Below are 16,635 nucleotides of genomic sequence, written 5' to 3'. Positions count from 1 at the left end.
GGTGGGAATTAACCGATTTAACTATATGTCCAACTTTTGAACTTGAATTATCCTATAAACCGCACTTTAAACCGCACTTTGCTATTTTCTGGCTAAAATTGGTGCCAAAAATCTTGCCGTATGCGATTCGGTATTTTTAACCAGCTGTTCCGGCGTGCCTTCAGCGATAATTTGCCCACCGCCATCACCGCCTTCCGGACCAAGATCGATAATCCAGTCTGCGGTTTTAATCACATCCAAATTGTGTTCAATCACCACAATGGTATTGCCTTGATCGCGCAAGCGGTGCAATACGCCCAACAACTGTTTAATATCCGCAAAATGCAAGCCGGTGGTTGGCTCGTCTAAGATATACAGCGTCTTACCGGTATCACGCTTCGACAGTTCGGTTGCCAGTTTCACCCGCTGCGCTTCGCCGCCTGATAACGTCGTAGACGATTGCCCCAGACGAATATAGGATAAGCCGACATCCATTAAGGTTTGCAGTTTACGTGCAATCATCGGCACCGCTGCAAAAAATTCCAGCCCCTCTTCCACCGTCATCTCTAAAATCTGGTGAATGGTTTTGCCTTTGTAGCGAATTTCCAAAGTTTCACGGTTATAGCGTTTACCTTTACAGTGGTCGCAAGGCACATACACATCCGGCAAGAAGTGCATTTCCACTTTAATCACGCCATCGCCTTGACAGGCTTCACAGCGCCCACCGCGTACGTTAAAACTAAATCGTCCCGGATTATAGCCGCGCGCCCTCGCCTCCGGCACACCGGCAAACAGCTCACGAATCGGCGTGAACAGCCCGGTATACGTCGCTGGATTGGAACGGGGCGTACGCCCAATCGGACTTTGGTCAATATCGATCACCTTATCGAAGTGTCCTAATCCGTCAATACTCTCATAAGGTGCAACTTGAGTGTTTTCTGCTCTATTCAACGCATTTTGCGCCAACGGAAATAAAGTATCGTTGATCAAGGTTGATTTACCTGAACCTGATACACCGGTGATACAGGTGAATAAACCAACCGGAATCGCCAAGTCGACATTTTTTAAATTGTTGCCACTTGCGCCCTTCAGATGTAACCACTTCGCTTTATTGATCTTGGTGCGTTTTTTGGGAATGTCGATTTTTTCGGCACCAGATAAGTACTTACCCGTGAGTGAGGCTTGATTTTGCATCAACTCCTGTGCTGTACCGCTGGCGACAATTTTACCGCCATGCACGCCGGCGCCCGGTCCGATATCAATAATGTGATCGGCTGCCATAATCGCATCTTCATCATGCTCTACTACAATCACTGTGTTGCCTAGATCTCGCAGATGAATCAGCGTTTTCAGTAAACGTTCGTTATCCCGCTGGTGCAGCCCGATTGAAGGTTCATCCAATACATACATCACCCCGACCAAGCCCGCACCGATTTGGCTTGCTAACCGAATCCGCTGTGCCTCACCACCGGACAGGGTTTCTGCCGAACGGGAAAGCGAAAGGTAATTCAAACCGACATTCACTAAAAATGATAACCGCTCTTTAATCTCTTTTAAGATTTTTTCGGCAATTTGCGCCCGTTGTCCACGGAGTTGTAGATTTTCAAAAAAAGTTAACGCATTGCCAATGCTGCGTTCAGCCACATTCGGCAAATTAAATTGATCGATAAAAACATGACGCGCCTCAGTCCGCAAACGTGAACCGCCACAGGAAGTACAAGGGCGAGTACTGATATTTTTTGCCAGCTCTTCACGCACCGCATTCGATTCGGTCTCTTTATAGCGACGCGCCATATTATTCAAAATACCTTCAAATGGATGACGACGCAGGGTGATATCACCACGATCATTCACATACTGGAATTCGATTTCCTCATCGCCGGAACCGTTCAGCACCACATCTTGAATACTCGGCGGCAGCTGTTCAAACGGGGTATTGATATCAAAAGCGTAGTGTTTTGCCAACGAACTCAACATTTGAAAATAGTAGAAATTCCGTTTATCCCAGCCTTTGATCGCACCGCTGGAGAGTGAAATTGACGGATTTTGAATTACCCGTTTTTCATCAAAATATTGCTGAACCCCTAAGCCGTCACAACTCGGACAAGCGCCTGCTGGGTTATTAAACGAAAACAAACGCGGTTCCAGCTCCGCCACCGAATAGCCACAATGCGGACAAGCAAAATTGGACGAGAACAGTAGCTCTTCAAGATTTTTTCCTTCCATCGGCGCCACCACCACCGTGCCGCCAGACAGCTCAAGTGCGGTTTCAAATGATTCCGCCAAACGGCTCGCCAAGTCTGACCGCACTTTGAAACGATCGATCACCACTTCGATGGTATGTTTTTTCTGTAACTCCAGCGACGGCGGATCGGACAGATCACAAATTTCTCCGTCAATTCTGGCACGAATATAGCCCTGTGCGGCAATATTTTCCAACAACTTGACATGCTCGCCTTTGCGCTCTTTCACCACCGGCGCCAACAGCATCATCCGACTACCTTCCGGCAGCTCCAGCACTTTGTCGACCATCTGGCTGATGGTTTGCGCCGTCAACGGTACATCGTGAGTCGGACAGCGCGGTTCGCCGACTCTAGCAAACAGCAAGCGCAAATAGTCATAAATTTCGGTGATGGTGCCGACCGTCGAACGCGGATTATGCGAGGTCGATTTCTGTTCAATCGAAATTGCCGGCGACAGACCTTCAATATGGTCAACGTCCGGCTTCTCCATCAATGACAAAAATTGTCGCGCATATGCCGACAGTGATTCAACATAGCGCCGCTGCCCCTCCGCATACAACGTATCAAACGCCAAAGAAGATTTACCTGAGCCGGAAAGCCCGGTAATCACCACCAGCTTTTCTCTCGGAATGGTCAAGTCAATATTTTTTAAGTTGTGGGTACGAGCGCCACGAACCTCAATTTTATCCATAGTTTTATCTCGATTACTTTATCAATTTGGAATGATTATCGCACAAATAAAAAAACTGTGTAAATATCCAGTATATTTTTTATTTTAAAGGGTGATTTTTTTTTCATTTTCAGGCAACATAGAGCCCTATCAAACTCGCTATCAAAATATGAAAACAAGAGGATATTATGGCAGGTGTAAATAAAGTTATTATTGTCGGGAACTTAGGTAACGAACCGGAAATCCGTACTATGCCGAACGGCGAAGCTGTTGCCAACATCAGCGTTGCAACCAGTGAATCTTGGCGCGATAAAAACAGCGGTGAAATGCGTGAAATCACTGAATGGCACCGTATCGTGCTGTACCGTCGCCTAGCCGAGATTGCTGGCGAATACTTGCACAAGGGTAGCAAAGTCTATGTTGAAGGTCGCCTACGCACCCGTAAATGGCAAGATCAAAATGGTCAAGACCGCTACACCACCGAAATTCAAGGCGATAGTCTGCAAATGTTAGATTCGCGTGGCGATCGTGCCCAAAGTGGTGGCTATGCCCCACAACAAAGCAGCGGTTATGCGTCACAGCAGCAGTCTTATGCAGCTCCGGCTTCTCGCCCGGCTCAACAAACCACAACAAAACCAGCGGCTCAACCAGAACCGCCAATTGATTTTGATGATGATATTCCGTTCTAACGCTTAGCTAAAATCTATTGAATAAGATCCAGCACCTGCTTTGAAAATATTGTTTCGGCAGGTGCCTAGCGTTTCCTACCAAAAAGAAAAGACAATACGGCTAAGATCAGGAAAGCAAAGAACAGTATTTTCGCAATGCCAACCGCACTTCCCGCAATACCACCGAATCCTAACGCTGCCGCAATTAATGCGATGATAAAAAAGATCACTGAGTAATGTAACATATCATTCTCCTTGTATAAGGTTAACTTGTATAAGGTCAAAATGAATCGTCGCGCCATCATACCATCATAGAGTTGGATTACAGCATGACTCTAATAGATATAGCATAAAAATCTGCATGATAGCAAATCCTTACGCCAGTTATGCTATAGTAATACCAAGAAAATACCTTGTGTGCTTTGCTTAGCATATTATTTCAATTTGAGGATCAACAATGACAACAATAAATAACTTGGACTTAGAACGCATTTTAAATCAAGAACTTAATATTGAAGCTATAACCGATTACGCCCCTAACGGCTTGCAAGTGGAAGGCAAAAGTGCGGTCAAGAAAATCATCACTGGTGTAACCGCCTGCCAAGACCTGTTGGATTATGCGGTGGCACAGCAAGCTGATGCGCTGCTAGTGCACCACGGCTATTTTTGGAAAAACGAATCGCCTTTAATTCGTGGCATGAAAGGCAAACGAATTCGCACCTTGCTGGTGAATGAGATTAATTTATACGCCTACCATTTACCGCTTGATGTTCACCCCACTTTAGGCAACAACGCCTTATTAGCACAAATGTTGAATGTTAAAAATTTACAACCACTTGAAAAAAGTGCGGTGTCGATTCCAATTTACGGTGAGCTGCAAACCGCACTTTCAGCAACAGAACTGACTGAGCGCATTCGCACTGCATTACAACGTGAACCACTGCACTGTGGTGATAATGCACCGGATAAAATTCGTACCATTGCTATCTGCACCGGCGGCGGTCAAGATTATATCGATCTCGCCGCTGCACAAGGGATTGATGCCTTTATCACCGGCGAAGTGTCGGAACGCACCATCCATTCTGCACGTGAACAAGGCATCCATTTTTATGCTGCCGGACACCACGCTACCGAGCGCTGTGGCATTAAAGCCCTCGGTGAATGGTTAGCACAGCAGTATAAGCTGAATGTGGCGTTTAAAGACATCGATAATCCAGCGTGATCGACTACGTAAATTTGTAAATTTCATGATTCCGCTTTGATTTTATTAAAACAATCGCTTAGGATAAAACCTGACCATCGTTAATATCAACCAAATGGAGAAAATAGTATGAGTAATGATTTTGATACCAAACGTGAACAACTACTTTCCGAATTACAAGATATTCTACAAACTGCTGAAGAATTATTTGACGAAGGCAAAGACGTCAGTGCCGATGAGTTCAAAAAGCTGAAAAAACGGCTGACAGAAAAATCCGGTAGCTATCGCCAGCAGTTAGATGATTTACAGGAAAAATTCTCTGCCAAAACTCGGCAAGCGGCTAAGCAATCCGATGCTTTAATTCAAGATAACCCATATAAAGCGATTGGGATTGCAGCCGGTGTAGCATTTGTAGCCGGTTTACTTATCAACCGTAAATAATTCGGAGCATATGTGGAAGCTGCCCAGTCAGCTTCCCGATATTTCTTAATATGGGAGATAGCATGCAAACGATCACTAAAATTAAATCCGGTATAAAAAATAGTCTGATCACCGCACTGGAATTACTGAATGTACGGTTGGAAATGGCAAAACTTGAGTTTAATGAACAAAAAGAACAGCTTATTTTTATCCTGATTTTATCTCTGTGCGGCTTTTTGCTGCTGCTGTTCGCCGGATTCAGCTTATTCTTTGCCTTAAACGCCTGGCTCCCCGAACCCTACAAATTCAGCGTTTTTGCCTCCATCAGTGTCGGCTGCCTGTTATTAGTCATGGTTTTAGCCGCCTTAATCATCCGCACTATCCGTCGACAACGTGGATTTTTAGATTCCACACTAAAAGAACTCAAACTCGATATTGCCGCCATCAGACAGAGTATCAACGCAAAGCATAATTAGGAGATCGGTCTATGTCATCCGCTCAAGATAAAGCATTGGAAAAAGAGCTGTTGCTGCTAAAAGGCGAAGTATTACGCCAGAAGTTTAACCTGCAAACCCAACAAACACGGCGTGAAATCCGGCAGCCGTTCTACTATTTAAAAAGCATTTCACACCCGATTATCCGCTCTTCGCTGATCTCGCTCTCCACCCGCCTATTGTTAGGGCGCAGCAAATGGCTAATATTACCGGCTATCGGCATCGCTTCATTTCTAGCACTTAAACATAATTCAGATCAGACAAACGATTAATCACCACTTTATTTTAAAGAGTAATCACCCTAGGTCACTTTTCTGTGTGCTTTTTCTAGCGTGGAGCCGGTGGAAAGGGTATAATTTGCTGGTTCATGTCATATCAATGATTCTTTTATATTAAATAGGAAACAGTTCTATGGGTTTTTTAACAAATAAACGTATTTTAATTGCTGGGGTTGCCAGCAATCGTTCAATCGCCTACGGGATCGCACAAGCCATGTTTGAAGCCGGTGCGGAGCTGGCGTTCACTTATCAAAACGAGAAATTAAAATCGCGTGTGGAAGAGTTTGCCAAAGATTTCAACTCCACTATCGTTATCCCGTGCGATGTTGCCAGCGATGCTGATATTGACAACTGCTTCCAAGAATTAGCCAAACACTGGGATAAATTTGACGGTTTTGTACACGCAATTGCCTTTGCACCGGGTGACCAATTAGACGGTGACTATGTAAATGCCGTGACTCGTGAAGGTTTCAAAATCGCACACGATATCAGCTCATACAGCTTTGTGGCAATGGCAAAAGCGGCACGTCCAATGTTAAATCCGGGTGCCGGTCTAGTCACTTTATCTTACTTGGGGGCAGAACGCGCCATTCCGAACTACAACGTAATGGGCTTGGCAAAAGCCTCTTTGGAGGCCAATGTGCGCTTTATGGCGAACGCAATGGGCAAAGAAGGCATTCGTGTCAATGCAATTTCCGCTGGTCCGATCCGCACTTTGGCGGCTTCCGGAATCAAAAACTTCAAGAAAATGCTGTCACACTGCGAAGCGGTCACGCCATTACGTCGTACCGTAACGATTGAAGATGTGGGCAAAAGTGCGGCATTCTTGTGTTCCGATCTGGCTTCCGGTGTGACCGGCGAAGTGTTGCACGTTGACGGCGGCTTCAACATTGCTGCGATGAACGAATTAGAAGCGCAATAATATCATCAAGTAAGATTATACTCAGGGCGGATAACTATCCGCCCGTTTTTATGAATGCTAAACAGGAAAAAAGATGTTTCAAAACAATCCGTTATTAAGCCAATTGAAACAGCAGATGCGTGAGAGCAAACCACGTGTCGAAGGCTCGGTCAAAGCCAATGAAAAAGGTTTCGGCTTTTTAGAGTGCGACAAGAAAAGCTATTTCATCACCCCGCCTGCCATGAAAAAAGTGATGCACGGCGATAAAATCAGTGCTGTTATCGAAACCAACGGCGACAAAGAACAAGCCGAACCGGAAGCCCTGATTGAGCCGATGCTGACCCGCTTTATTGCCAAAGTGCGGTTTAACAAAGAAAAAAAACTGCTATTAGTGGTCGATCATCCCAATATCAATAATCTGATCAATGCGGTCAAAGCCGCTGACATCAATGAAGAATTGCAAGAGGGCGACTGGGTAGTGGCTGAATTGCAGAAACATCCGCTGCGTGACGATCGCACTTTTTTCGCCAAAGTCAGCCAATTTATTTGCCGTGCCGATGATCATTTTGCGCCTTGGTGGGTCACCCTCGCCCGTCACCAACAACCTCGCACACCGGTTGCGGGGCTGGAATCTTACCAACTGGATGAAAGCCTGCCTCGTCAGGATCTGACCGGATTGGATTTTGTCACGATTGATGCCGCCTCGACGCAAGATATGGACGATGCGTTATATATTGAAACGACCAATAACGGCTGGAAATTGTGGGTCGCGATTGCGGATCCGACCGCCTATATTCCATTAGATTCACAAATTGAACAAGATGCCAGACAACGCTGTTTCACCAACTATCTGCCGGGTTTCAACATTCCGATGTTACCGCGCGAACTGTCGGACGAACTCTGTTCGCTAGTGCCGCAACAGCAACGCCCGGCGTTGGTTTGTACCATTGAAACCGATCGCAACGGTGAAATCACTGGTGAACCGCACTTTAGCGCAGCGTGGATCGAATCTAAAGCCAAATTGGATTATGATGCAGTTTCCGATCTGTTGGAGCAAGTGGCAAACCACTGGCAGCCAAACGATGAGAAAATCGCCAAACAGATCGAGTTACTACACCAATTTGCCCTTGCGCGCATTGATTGGCGCAGAACACACGCCCTGCTGTTTAAAGAACGCCCAGACTACAGTTTTGAACTGGAGCAAGACGGTAAAGTGAAAGCTATTCACGCCAAACACCGCCGCATTGCTAACCAGATCGTGGAAGAAGCGATGATTATCGCCAACACCAGTGCAGCACAGTATTTGGATCAACAGGCAAAGTGCGGTATTTTCAACACCCACAGCGGTTTCGATCCGAAATTTCAACAGGCGGCACATGATTTCTTACTGGCAACCCTTGCCAATGATGACAACCATGCCGAATTGGCGCAACGTTATTCGGTTGAAAACCTGACCACGCTCAACGGCTACTGCCAAATGCGCCATGATATTGAGCAATATGATTTCAGCTTTTTGGAAATGCGTCTGCGTCGTTTCCTGACCTTTGCCGAATTCAAAGCCGAAGCCGCGCCGCACTTTGGCTTGGGGCTGCCGGCTTATGCCACTTGGACCTCGCCGATTCGCAAATATTCGGATATGGTGAATCACCGCATTATCAAACAGTGTTTGTTGAATCAAAGTGCGGTCAAGCCCGCCGATGACATTCTGGCTCGCTTGCAAGAAGCTCGTCGCCAAAACCGTATGGTGGAACGTGATATTGCCGATTGGCTCTACAGCCTGTATTTTGCGCCATTGGTGGAACAACAACCCATTTTCAGTGCAGAGATACAAGATGTCAGCCGTGGCGGCTTGCGGGTACAGTTGCTCGACAACGGCGCCAGCGTATTTGTGCCAATCTCGACCCTACACGACAAAAAAGAGGAGACCAGCATCAACAGCGACGAACTGGCACTGTATATCAAAGATCAAAAAGCCTACCAAATCGGCGATCAGGTGCAGATTAAGCTAGTGGAGGTGAATGTCATCACCCGCAGTTTGATTGGGAATGTAGTGTTATTATAATTAACAATAAAAAATCAGCCCCATATGTTACCGTATGGGGCTACGATATAAAAAATCAATAATAATTTTAAGCAATTAAGTTGACTGGCTGATCATAATAATCCGGCAAAGGTGTATAATTTTTAGCGGCAATTTGACTAACAGTTTTATTACTGAGGGTTAGATCAAGAAATTGGAAAGCTTCTATCTGATAGGCATATCCCATTACAGGTTTAAACCAATCTTCAACTTTGATACTGTCTGATGAGCCACGCAGTGCTACCACTAAATCATTTTTCTCTCTGAAAAAATAAGATTGTTCAACCTTTACATCGGTAAAACGCAAAACATCTCTACCCGCAAAAAAATCATAATCTTTAATTAAATCCCGACCAGAATTAAAACCGAAAACATAAGAATCATTTCCGACTCCCCCCTGCAAAATATCATTGCCTTCGCCACCATCTAATAAATCATTACCCTGCCCACCTATCAAAATATCATTACCAGCACCACCATATAGTTTATCGTTTCCCCATCCTCCATCTAAAATATTATCGCCTTGGTTGCCAATCAGAGTATTATTCAACAGATTACCATATCCATCGATGGACTTATCACCAATCAATGTTAATCTTTCCAAATGTTGACCTAGAGTATAAGTGACGCTGCTATTTACTAAATCATCCCCTTGTGCAACCCCTTCAATAATCCGGTCACCATGATTATCGACATAATAAATATCGTTACCCGCACCACCATACATATAATCTGCCCCGATACCACCGTTAATCACATCATTTCCTTGTCCGGCAAAAATAATATCATCGCCACTACCAACATTTATATTGTCATCATGTTTACTACCAATAATAATATTATTAGATGTCAAATGAGTTTCAGTGAAAAACATCCCTTGTTCGGTATGATTATGGATAATCCAGTCATCATGATCGCCAGAACGCAAATCCGCCAGTAACGTGCCCTTTTCAATGAAATTTAACATAGCTAATTCATTAATAAATTCATTAATCAAAGCTTTTCTAGCGGTGTCAGCCGTTGAAAAATAGAGCGCATCATGCCGAATTTCAAAGAACGACCCGACTTGCTCTCCTAAGGGAATATGGTAATAATAGTCAATCACCAAATTCAACAGCGCACTACGCAATTTTGGATGAGACAGCATATAATTATGTTCTAAATTATTAACCGAATTGACCACCAATTCAATATCATCGGCAAAAGCGCCTAAAAAACTGTAGTTTTTCCCTTCCACAAGATGACTGACTTCTTGTTGGATAAATCGAATTAATGTTGCTGTTTTATCTTTAGCATAATGAGAAGGCTCATAATTTTCCAAATTGGCAAAAATTTCTGTGAAATGGCGTGATAATAGACTGATTTTAGGTGCTATCATCGGTAACACGAGCAGTTCTAAACCATGATAGGTAAAGGTAGAAAGTGTCAGCTCCGCTTGATCCGCTTTAACGACATTAAATTCACCGGCAATTTTCAAGGCAGCCAATCCTTGCGTTAAAAACGGAATTCCATCTGTTAAAAACTCTCCTCTCAAGGCGTAGGCAAGAATATTTTCTTCGCCCCGAATTTTTGTCGGAAAGGTTGCGGTATTCAGCACCAGCGCACTAAACAGTTGCCCTAATAATTCAGAAACATCTGCAATTGGTTTCTCTACCGTATGATAAGTATTTAAATCTCGATCTTCTTCATAACCAAGTTGTCTTAACACCATTGCGATTTTTTTTGCTATTGCTTCCGTTGCTGCCAATCTAAATGGTGCTGGATCAAACGTTATTGCCGTTTTATCAAAAAATACGCCAGCTAATGCTGCTAATCCACCACCAAGTGAATGCCCGGTAAAACTGACCGTTTTATCAGGATAGTTAGAAACGATCTCTTTATAGTATATTGCTGCATCAAAAATCTGTTGATGTGCCTTGCCCGCAAGTGCAATCTGAAAATCGGCAACCCACTCTTTTAAATCCCCGACATTAGTACCGGCAAAAGCGATAACAATTTGATCATCCTTCATATAGGCTTTTGCTTCAAAGCCACTCGCTGTATTTTGTACATACCCAAGATTACCTGTTAACGGTACATTGCTAGAAAGCGCCTTGTCTAGCGATTGCCATTCCGGTGGTAAAATAAAACGGTTGTTGTCATGTCGGGCAATTACATTCGAATTTGCTGCCAGAATTGCATATTCTAAAGTCGAAATAGCACTGCTTGTTGAGCTGGTTAAGATTGTAGCCATCTTATTTTCCTTATAGATCAAATAATAATTGGCAACTATCTTACAAGAGGAAATTTACTGATCACAATCATTTTTTTGTAAATAGTGTGATAGTTAAATGCGTGATTAAATTCTAGTAAAACCGCACTTGAGATTCGTTGATCACGAACTCAAAGTGCGGTCTGAATCTTCAAAAGAAACTATGCTTGTTCCGTTTCAGCGTGTTTGGCAGCAACTTCTTTTAGCATCGGTTGCAATTCGCCTTGTTGAAACATCTCCATCACGATATCGCAACCACCGACCAATTCACCTTCCACCCATAATTGTGGGAATGTCGGCCAGTTGGCGTATTTTGGCAATTCGGCACGGATGTCCGGGTTTTGCAGAATATCCACATAACCGAACGGAACTTGGCAATGAATCAGGGCTTCCACAGTGCGTGCGGAAAAACCGCACGATGGAAATTTTGGTGAGCCTTTCATGTACAGAAGGATCGGGTTTTCGCTGATTTGTTGTTTGATCTTATCTAATGTTTCCATACTGACCTCAGTAAAAAGCAGGGAGATTCCCTGCTTGTAAATGAATGATGGCTGATTGTATCACAGCTCGCTTTGAACTCAATAACAGGAACTTAATTTACCTCTTTTCTATTATTAATAGGCAACTACCAACTGCCGCCGGCGCCACCACCGCCGGAACTGCCGCCGCCGAAACCGCCACCTCCGCCAAAGCCGCCACCGCTTCCGCCTCCAAAACCACCGCCGAAGCCACCGAACCCTCCGCCACTGCGGTTGCGGCTGCGACGCAACACTTGTCCGTTGCGCCCGATAGTATGGTTATTGGTTGGTGTAACATAACTATCACTTATTCTGCCAAACAGTACGAACAAGATAAAGATCACCACAAACACCACTGGGATCCAGTCATGTTCTGTCTCCCGTTCAACTACTTGTGGCGCATACTCACCTTTGCTGGCGGCAATAATCGCATCAAGCCCATTATTGATGCCTTGATAGTAATTATTTTGTTTAAAATACGGGGTGATCTCATTGCGAATCAGTTGTGACAACAGCGCATCGGGCAGCGCACCCTCCAGTCCTTGTCCCGGTGCGATAAAGATTTTGCGATCGTTGAGCGCAATCAACATTAACACGCCATTATTCAGCCCTTTGCGTCCAATCCCCCATTTATCAACCAAGGCAAATGCAAATTCAGCGATCTCGTTATCGCCGACCGTCGGCAGAATCACCAACGCAATTTGTGAGCTGGTTTCTTTAGCGTAAGCTGCCAATTTGCTTTCTAACACATTTTGCTGCGCCGCCGTCAGTACATTGGTGTAATCGCTAACATAACGAAACGGATTCGGCGATGGCGGCAATTCGACGGCTTGCACACCCAGGCTGAAAAACAAGCAAAGTGCGGTCAGCAAATGCGGCAAACGTGAAAATAACCGTTTCATCGTATAATCACCTCGTTCGGCAATTCATCAATGTCGTCCGCTTGACGTGGAAAATGGAGTGACAATTTTTCCGCCAGCAAATATAACGCCGCAATAATCCCTTTGGTCAAATTGCCTTGTGCCGCCTGTGCCGTGATCACATCACAGCAGCGTTGCCAAAAATCATTGCTAACATACTGGTGAATGCCGCTATCACCAATCACCGCACATTGGCGCTGTTTCAAAGCAACATAGATCAACACCCCATTATTCATCGCCGTTTTTTGCATTTCCAGCTGGTTGAAAAGCTGCTCGGCACGGGCGACTATCGGATCGGCACGCTGGGTCAGCGCCTTTAGCTTGGCATTTTTTTCAATATACACCCGCACTTCCGCCGAAGTCTGCAATTCCAGTTGCTGAATGGCAGATTCGACCAAGTTGCTGTCAATAGCAGATTTGGCAAATAGTGGCATAATGCTACCGCACTTTTAATTAAAGTTGACTGTAGGCGCGTTTTGCGAGCCTTCCGCCGCTTGGAAATACGGCTTATCTTTAAAACCAAAAATCATCGCAGCAAATTTGGTCGGAAACTGACGCACATAGCTGTTATAGGTTTTTGCTGCCGCATTGAAATCATTACGCGCTTTATTAATTCGGTTTTCGGTGCCTTCCAATTGCGCTTGCAGATTCATAAAACCTTCATGCGCTTTCAATTCAGGATAACGCTCTACGGTCACCAACAAACGCGACAATGCTGAACCAACTGAATTTTGTTGTTGTTGGAACTCGTTTAATTGTTCCTGTGTCATATTGGTCGGATCAATTTTGGTTTGTGACGCTTTGGCACGGGCTTCGATCACGCCGGTTAAGGTGTCGCGCTCAAAATTCGCCTGTCCTTGTACGGTGTTGACAATATTCGGAATCAAATCAGCACGACGCTGATAAGATGATTCCACATTTGCCCAAACAGAATCAATCTCTTCCTCGGCACGCACTAAACCATTGTAGCTGCTCATTAATGTAAAACCGGCAATCACGGCAACAATAATAATCGCAATCCATTTTTTCATGATAATTTCCTTTAAACGTTGTATAACACCCTGATTTCACAAACTTTGTCAATCAAAGGCTGTATTTGAGCGGTTATCCGCTGTGTAAAAACGATTTATTGTCTAAGAAATGTTACTAAATTGCAAATTTGTTTATCGTTTATTCTTTCCTTAACTTGAAAAAAGAAAAACCTCGTTGCCAAACACGACAACGAGGTTAATTCTTGACACACTGATGCAAATTATTATCAACGTTTCAGTTTAACAATCTGATAAACATTTACTGCGGTAATAAACACATTCAATAAAATCACCGGCGTAGAAGCGATCAACACGCCGTACACAATGTATAACATTGCGCCAATGGAGTTGACGATTCGCAGGTGTAACATCGAGCTTAATAAAAACGAACCGGCAACAAAGGCGGTTGCAATATAGCCCAAAATATCAATTGATGGCATAATTTTCTCTTATTATTAATAGTAATGGGAAGCTGATTACGCTTCCTCTTTTTCCCAAGCAAGCGCACGTTTCACAGCTTTTTTCCAACCATTATAACGTCGCGCACGTTTCTCTTCGCAGCCGTCCGGTACAAAAGTCCGTTCGATGCTGGCTTTATCTTTCAATTCATCCAGATTTTTCCAGAAGCCCGTTGCCAATCCCGCCAGATACGCCGCACCAAGTGCGGTCACTTCTTTCACTTTTGGGCGTTCAACAAGGGTGTTAAGAATATCAGATTGGAATTGCATTAGGAAGTTATTTGCAGTGGCGCCGCCGTCAACCCGTAGTTTTTGCAAATTTTCACCGGAATCCGATTGCATGGCGTCCAACACGTCGCGGGTTTGATAAGCGATCGACTCCAACGTGGCGCGTACGATATGGTTGCGGTTCGCACCTCTGGAAAGCCCTAAAATCGCGCCTCGCGCATACGGATCCCAATATGGTGCGCCCAAGCCGGTAAATGCCGGAACCACATAAACGCCGTTGCTGTCCGGCACTTTTTGCGCAAAATATTCGGAATCGTAGCTGTCATGCACAATTTTCAGTTCGTCACGCAGCCACTGAATCGAGGCGCCGCCCATAAAAATCGAGCCTTCCAGTGCGTAGCACGGCGAACCGTCGGCATTACAGGCAATTGTTGTCAGCAACCCGTTTTGCGAACGCACCGCTTTGTCACCGGTATTCATCAGCAGGAAACAGCCGGTGCCATAAGTGTTTTTTGCCATACCGGCTTTCACACACAAATGCCCGTAAAGTGCGGCTTGCTGATCGCCTGCCATTCCTGCCACAGGAATCCGCACACCTCCTTTCCCGCCAATATTGGTTTCGCCGTAAATTTCTGAGGATTTTTTCACTTCAGGCAACATTGAACGAGGGACGCCTAAAATTTCCAGCATTTTTTCGTCCCATTGCATAGTATGAATATTGAACAACATGGTGCGCGACGCATTGGTATAATCAGTAACATGCGCCCGTCCTTGGGTCAATTTCCACACCAGCCAAGTATCCACGGTGCCGAACAGTAATTCGCCTTTTTCAGCTTTTTCACGTGCGCCTTCAACGTTGTCCAAGATCCATTTCACTTTAGTACCGGAGAAATAGGGGTCAACCACCAAACCGGTCGTGGCTTTAATATACTCTTCATGCCCTTCGGCTTTCAACTGTTCACAAATTTTTGCGGTGCGACGACACTGCCACACAATCGCATTATACACCGGTTTGCCCGTCTCTTTTTCCCACACAATCGTGGTTTCACGTTGGTTAGTAATACCAATACCAGCGATCATATCCGAGGTGATCCCTGCCATGGCTACCGCTTCATTCAATGTCGAACTTTGCGTTGCCCAAATTTCCATCGGATTGTGTTCCACCCAGCCGGCTTGAGGATAAATCTGAGTGAATTCACGCTGTGCCACACTCACCACATTCGCATCGTGATCTAAAATCAGCGCTCTGGAACTGGTAGTGCCTTGATCTAGGGCAATAATGTATTTTTTGTCAGTCATAATCGAATCCTTGTTATAGAGAGGTTAATCAACTTTTGCAATTGCAAGGTAAATTTTTATTAATCAATCGGTTATAAGCATATGCACCAATCCACGCACCGACAATCGGTGCCACAATCGGCACAATAAAATACGGAATTGGCTGTCCGCCGGTGAAAGCAATGTCACCCCAACCCGCCAGATAAGCAAACAGTTTTGGACCAAAATCCCGTGCCGGATTCATCGCAAACCCAGTCAACGGTCCCATCGAACCACCGATAACCGCAATCAAGATCCCGATTAATAACGGCGCTAACGGGCCTCTTGGCAACCCGTTACCATCATCGGTTAAGGCTAAAATCAGCGCCATCAGCACGGCGGTAATCACCATTTCTACCGCAAATGCTTGTATAAAGCCAAGCTGCGGATGCGGATAGGTAGAAAATGTACCGGCTAAGCTTAAACTTTCCTGACTGCCGCGCACAATATTATTGACTGTTTCCCATTCAATAAATAAGTTACGGTATAAAAAATACACCATAGCTGCTGCACAAAAGGCCCCGGCGATTTGTGACAGGATATAAGGCAGCACTTTCTTGCCATCAAAACAAGCAAATTTCCATAACGCAAGCGTCACTGCCGGATTCAAATGCGCGCCTGAAACCCCTGCAGTCGCATAAACGGCTAAAGCGACCCCCATCCCCCACATGATACTGATTTCCCACTGCCCGAATCCTGCACCCGCTACTTTGAGTGCAGCCACACAGCCTACACCAAAAAAAACCAACAGCCCAGTTCCTAAAAACTCACCAATACAAGCTGCTTTAAGCGATCTTTCCATTTGAATCTCTCCATACGCTAGTAAAACAATCACCAAACGAACAATATAAATTTTCCTTTTAGAAAATTTAGCGATAATCTAGCGAATATTATTATTTTTAGAAAGGGTATTGTTATCAGTTTGTGATGAACCTCAAACTATTTATTCAATAATAATTTCACTTGGTTACTAGGGTC

The 16,635-nt window shown here is 44.7% G+C and carries 17 protein-coding genes; 7 read left to right on the top strand and 10 right to left on the bottom strand.

Translation table 11 applies throughout. From position 1 onward, the window contains the following. Positions 1 to 81: 81 nt before the first annotated feature. The gene (gene uvrA, locus FHQ23_RS07620) at positions 82 to 2,913 is read right to left on the bottom strand and encodes an excinuclease ABC subunit UvrA (protein WP_139613785.1); all 2,832 of its coding nucleotides are present in this window, start codon (positions 2,911 to 2,913) and stop codon (positions 82 to 84) included. Positions 2,914 to 3,080: 167 nt separating this feature from the next. Here uvrA and ssb point away from each other — a divergent pair, with 167 nt between their 5' ends. Next, positions 3,081 to 3,581, top strand: coding sequence for a single-stranded DNA-binding protein (ssb, locus tag FHQ23_RS07615; RefSeq protein WP_139613784.1), 501 nt, complete (start codon positions 3,081 to 3,083; stop codon positions 3,579 to 3,581). 65 nt (positions 3,582 to 3,646) lie between these two features. Here the strand turns inward: ssb and FHQ23_RS07610 are convergent, their stop codons facing one another. Continuing rightward, a complete protein-coding gene (locus FHQ23_RS07610) occupies positions 3,647 to 3,805 on the bottom strand; it encodes a DUF1328 domain-containing protein (RefSeq protein WP_139608386.1) in 159 nt (52 codons plus the stop codon). Between the two features lie 221 nt (positions 3,806 to 4,026). On the opposite strand from FHQ23_RS07610, the gene FHQ23_RS07605 reads away from it, so the two are divergent. The 6 genes from FHQ23_RS07605 (at position 4,027) to rnb (ending at position 8,916) form a co-directional block, all read left to right on the top strand. Continuing rightward, a complete protein-coding gene (locus FHQ23_RS07605; protein WP_139613827.1) occupies positions 4,027 to 4,782 on the top strand; it encodes a Nif3-like dinuclear metal center hexameric protein in 756 nt (251 codons plus the stop codon). A gap of 108 nt (positions 4,783 to 4,890) precedes the next feature. Further along, entirely contained in the window at positions 4,891 to 5,202 is a 312-nt protein-coding gene (locus FHQ23_RS07600) for an ElaB/YgaM/YqjD family protein (RefSeq protein WP_132967453.1), read from the top strand. 62 nt (positions 5,203 to 5,264) lie between these two features. Then, positions 5,265 to 5,657: a phage holin family protein gene (locus FHQ23_RS07595; RefSeq protein WP_176552278.1), complete on the top strand. Its 393-nt coding sequence runs from the start codon at positions 5,265 to 5,267 to the stop codon at positions 5,655 to 5,657. 11 nt (positions 5,658 to 5,668) lie between these two features. After that, on the top strand, positions 5,669 to 5,947 hold the full coding sequence (locus tag FHQ23_RS07590; RefSeq protein WP_139613782.1) for a hypothetical protein: 279 nt from the start codon (positions 5,669 to 5,671) through the stop codon (positions 5,945 to 5,947). Positions 5,948 to 6,086: 139 nt separating this feature from the next. After that, entirely contained in the window at positions 6,087 to 6,875 is a 789-nt protein-coding gene (gene fabI / locus FHQ23_RS07585) for an enoyl-ACP reductase FabI (RefSeq protein WP_139613781.1), read from the top strand. Positions 6,876 to 6,948: 73 nt separating this feature from the next. Further along, positions 6,949 to 8,916, top strand: a complete 1,968-nt coding sequence (gene rnb, locus FHQ23_RS07580) for an exoribonuclease II (protein WP_139613780.1) — start codon at positions 6,949 to 6,951, stop codon at positions 8,914 to 8,916. Positions 8,917 to 8,983: 67 nt separating this feature from the next. On the opposite strand, the gene FHQ23_RS07575 is transcribed toward rnb, so the two are convergent. The 8 genes from FHQ23_RS07575 to FHQ23_RS07540 form a co-directional block, all read right to left on the bottom strand. After that, a complete protein-coding gene (locus tag FHQ23_RS07575; RefSeq protein ID WP_139613779.1) occupies positions 8,984 to 11,167 on the bottom strand; it encodes a Tle-like phospholipase domain-containing protein in 2,184 nt (727 codons plus the stop codon). A 179-nt stretch (positions 11,168 to 11,346) separates the two neighbouring features. Then, positions 11,347 to 11,685, bottom strand: a complete 339-nt coding sequence (gene grxD, locus FHQ23_RS07570; RefSeq protein ID WP_139608378.1) for a Grx4 family monothiol glutaredoxin — start codon at positions 11,683 to 11,685, stop codon at positions 11,347 to 11,349. Between the two features lie 125 nt (positions 11,686 to 11,810). Next, positions 11,811 to 12,605: a TPM domain-containing protein gene (locus tag FHQ23_RS07565; protein ID WP_139613778.1), complete on the bottom strand. Its 795-nt coding sequence runs from the start codon at positions 12,603 to 12,605 to the stop codon at positions 11,811 to 11,813. Then, a complete protein-coding gene (locus FHQ23_RS07560) occupies positions 12,602 to 13,057 on the bottom strand; it encodes a TPM domain-containing protein (RefSeq protein WP_139613777.1) in 456 nt (151 codons plus the stop codon). Before FHQ23_RS07560 ends, FHQ23_RS07565 begins: the two co-directional genes overlap by 4 nt. A 15-nt stretch (positions 13,058 to 13,072) precedes the next feature. Beyond that, a complete protein-coding gene (locus tag FHQ23_RS07555) occupies positions 13,073 to 13,654 on the bottom strand; it encodes a LemA family protein (protein ID WP_139613776.1) in 582 nt (193 codons plus the stop codon). A 227-nt stretch (positions 13,655 to 13,881) separates the two neighbouring features. Beyond that, a complete protein-coding gene (locus tag FHQ23_RS07550) occupies positions 13,882 to 14,094 on the bottom strand; it encodes a YgjV family protein (protein ID WP_139613775.1) in 213 nt (70 codons plus the stop codon). Positions 14,095 to 14,130: 36 nt separating this feature from the next. Beyond that, complete coding sequence (gene glpK, locus FHQ23_RS07545; protein ID WP_139613774.1) at positions 14,131 to 15,639, bottom strand: glycerol kinase GlpK; 1,509 nt, start codon at positions 15,637 to 15,639, stop codon at positions 14,131 to 14,133. Positions 15,640 to 15,667: 28 nt separating this feature from the next. Continuing rightward, positions 15,668 to 16,459: an MIP/aquaporin family protein gene (locus tag FHQ23_RS07540; RefSeq protein ID WP_139613773.1), complete on the bottom strand. Its 792-nt coding sequence runs from the start codon at positions 16,457 to 16,459 to the stop codon at positions 15,668 to 15,670. Between the last annotated feature and the right edge of the window lie 176 nt (positions 16,460 to 16,635).

Origin of the sequence: Testudinibacter crocodili, assembly GCF_006228025.1 — a bacterium.
Lineage (GTDB): Bacteria > Pseudomonadota > Gammaproteobacteria > Enterobacterales > Pasteurellaceae > Chelonobacter.
Note: the sequence above shows the minus strand (reverse complement) of the source record. Positions and strands in the feature narration are given on the sequence as shown.

Bases quoted from the DNA above. Each gene is read 5' to 3' on its own strand.
- glpK (WP_139613774.1), bottom strand. From the start codon at position 15,639: ATGACTGACAAAAAATACATTATTGCCCTAGATCAAGGCACTACCAGT.
- FHQ23_RS07610 (WP_139608386.1), bottom strand. From the start codon at position 3,805: ATGTTACATTACTCAGTGATCTTTTTTATCATCGCATTAATTGCGGCA.
- FHQ23_RS07540 (WP_139613773.1), bottom strand. From the start codon at position 16,459: ATGGAAAGATCGCTTAAAGCAGCTTGTATTGGTGAGTTTTTAGGAACT.
- ssb (WP_139613784.1), top strand. From the start codon at position 3,081: ATGGCAGGTGTAAATAAAGTTATTATTGTCGGGAACTTAGGTAACGAA.
- grxD (WP_139608378.1), bottom strand. From the start codon at position 11,685: ATGGAAACATTAGATAAGATCAAACAACAAATCAGCGAAAACCCGATC.
- FHQ23_RS07560 (WP_139613777.1), bottom strand. From the start codon at position 13,057: ATGCCACTATTTGCCAAATCTGCTATTGACAGCAACTTGGTCGAATCT.
- FHQ23_RS07575 (WP_139613779.1), bottom strand. From the start codon at position 11,167: ATGGCTACAATCTTAACCAGCTCAACAAGCAGTGCTATTTCGACTTTA.
- FHQ23_RS07565 (WP_139613778.1), bottom strand. From the start codon at position 12,605: ATGAAACGGTTATTTTCACGTTTGCCGCATTTGCTGACCGCACTTTGC.
- uvrA (WP_139613785.1), bottom strand. From the start codon at position 2,913: ATGGATAAAATTGAGGTTCGTGGCGCTCGTACCCACAACTTAAAAAAT.
- FHQ23_RS07595 (WP_176552278.1), top strand. From the start codon at position 5,265: ATGCAAACGATCACTAAAATTAAATCCGGTATAAAAAATAGTCTGATC.
- FHQ23_RS07550 (WP_139613775.1), bottom strand. From the start codon at position 14,094: ATGCCATCAATTGATATTTTGGGCTATATTGCAACCGCCTTTGTTGCC.
- FHQ23_RS07600 (WP_132967453.1), top strand. From the start codon at position 4,891: ATGAGTAATGATTTTGATACCAAACGTGAACAACTACTTTCCGAATTA.
- FHQ23_RS07555 (WP_139613776.1), bottom strand. From the start codon at position 13,654: ATGAAAAAATGGATTGCGATTATTATTGTTGCCGTGATTGCCGGTTTT.
- fabI (WP_139613781.1), top strand. From the start codon at position 6,087: ATGGGTTTTTTAACAAATAAACGTATTTTAATTGCTGGGGTTGCCAGC.
- FHQ23_RS07590 (WP_139613782.1), top strand. From the start codon at position 5,669: ATGTCATCCGCTCAAGATAAAGCATTGGAAAAAGAGCTGTTGCTGCTA.
- rnb (WP_139613780.1), top strand. From the start codon at position 6,949: ATGTTTCAAAACAATCCGTTATTAAGCCAATTGAAACAGCAGATGCGT.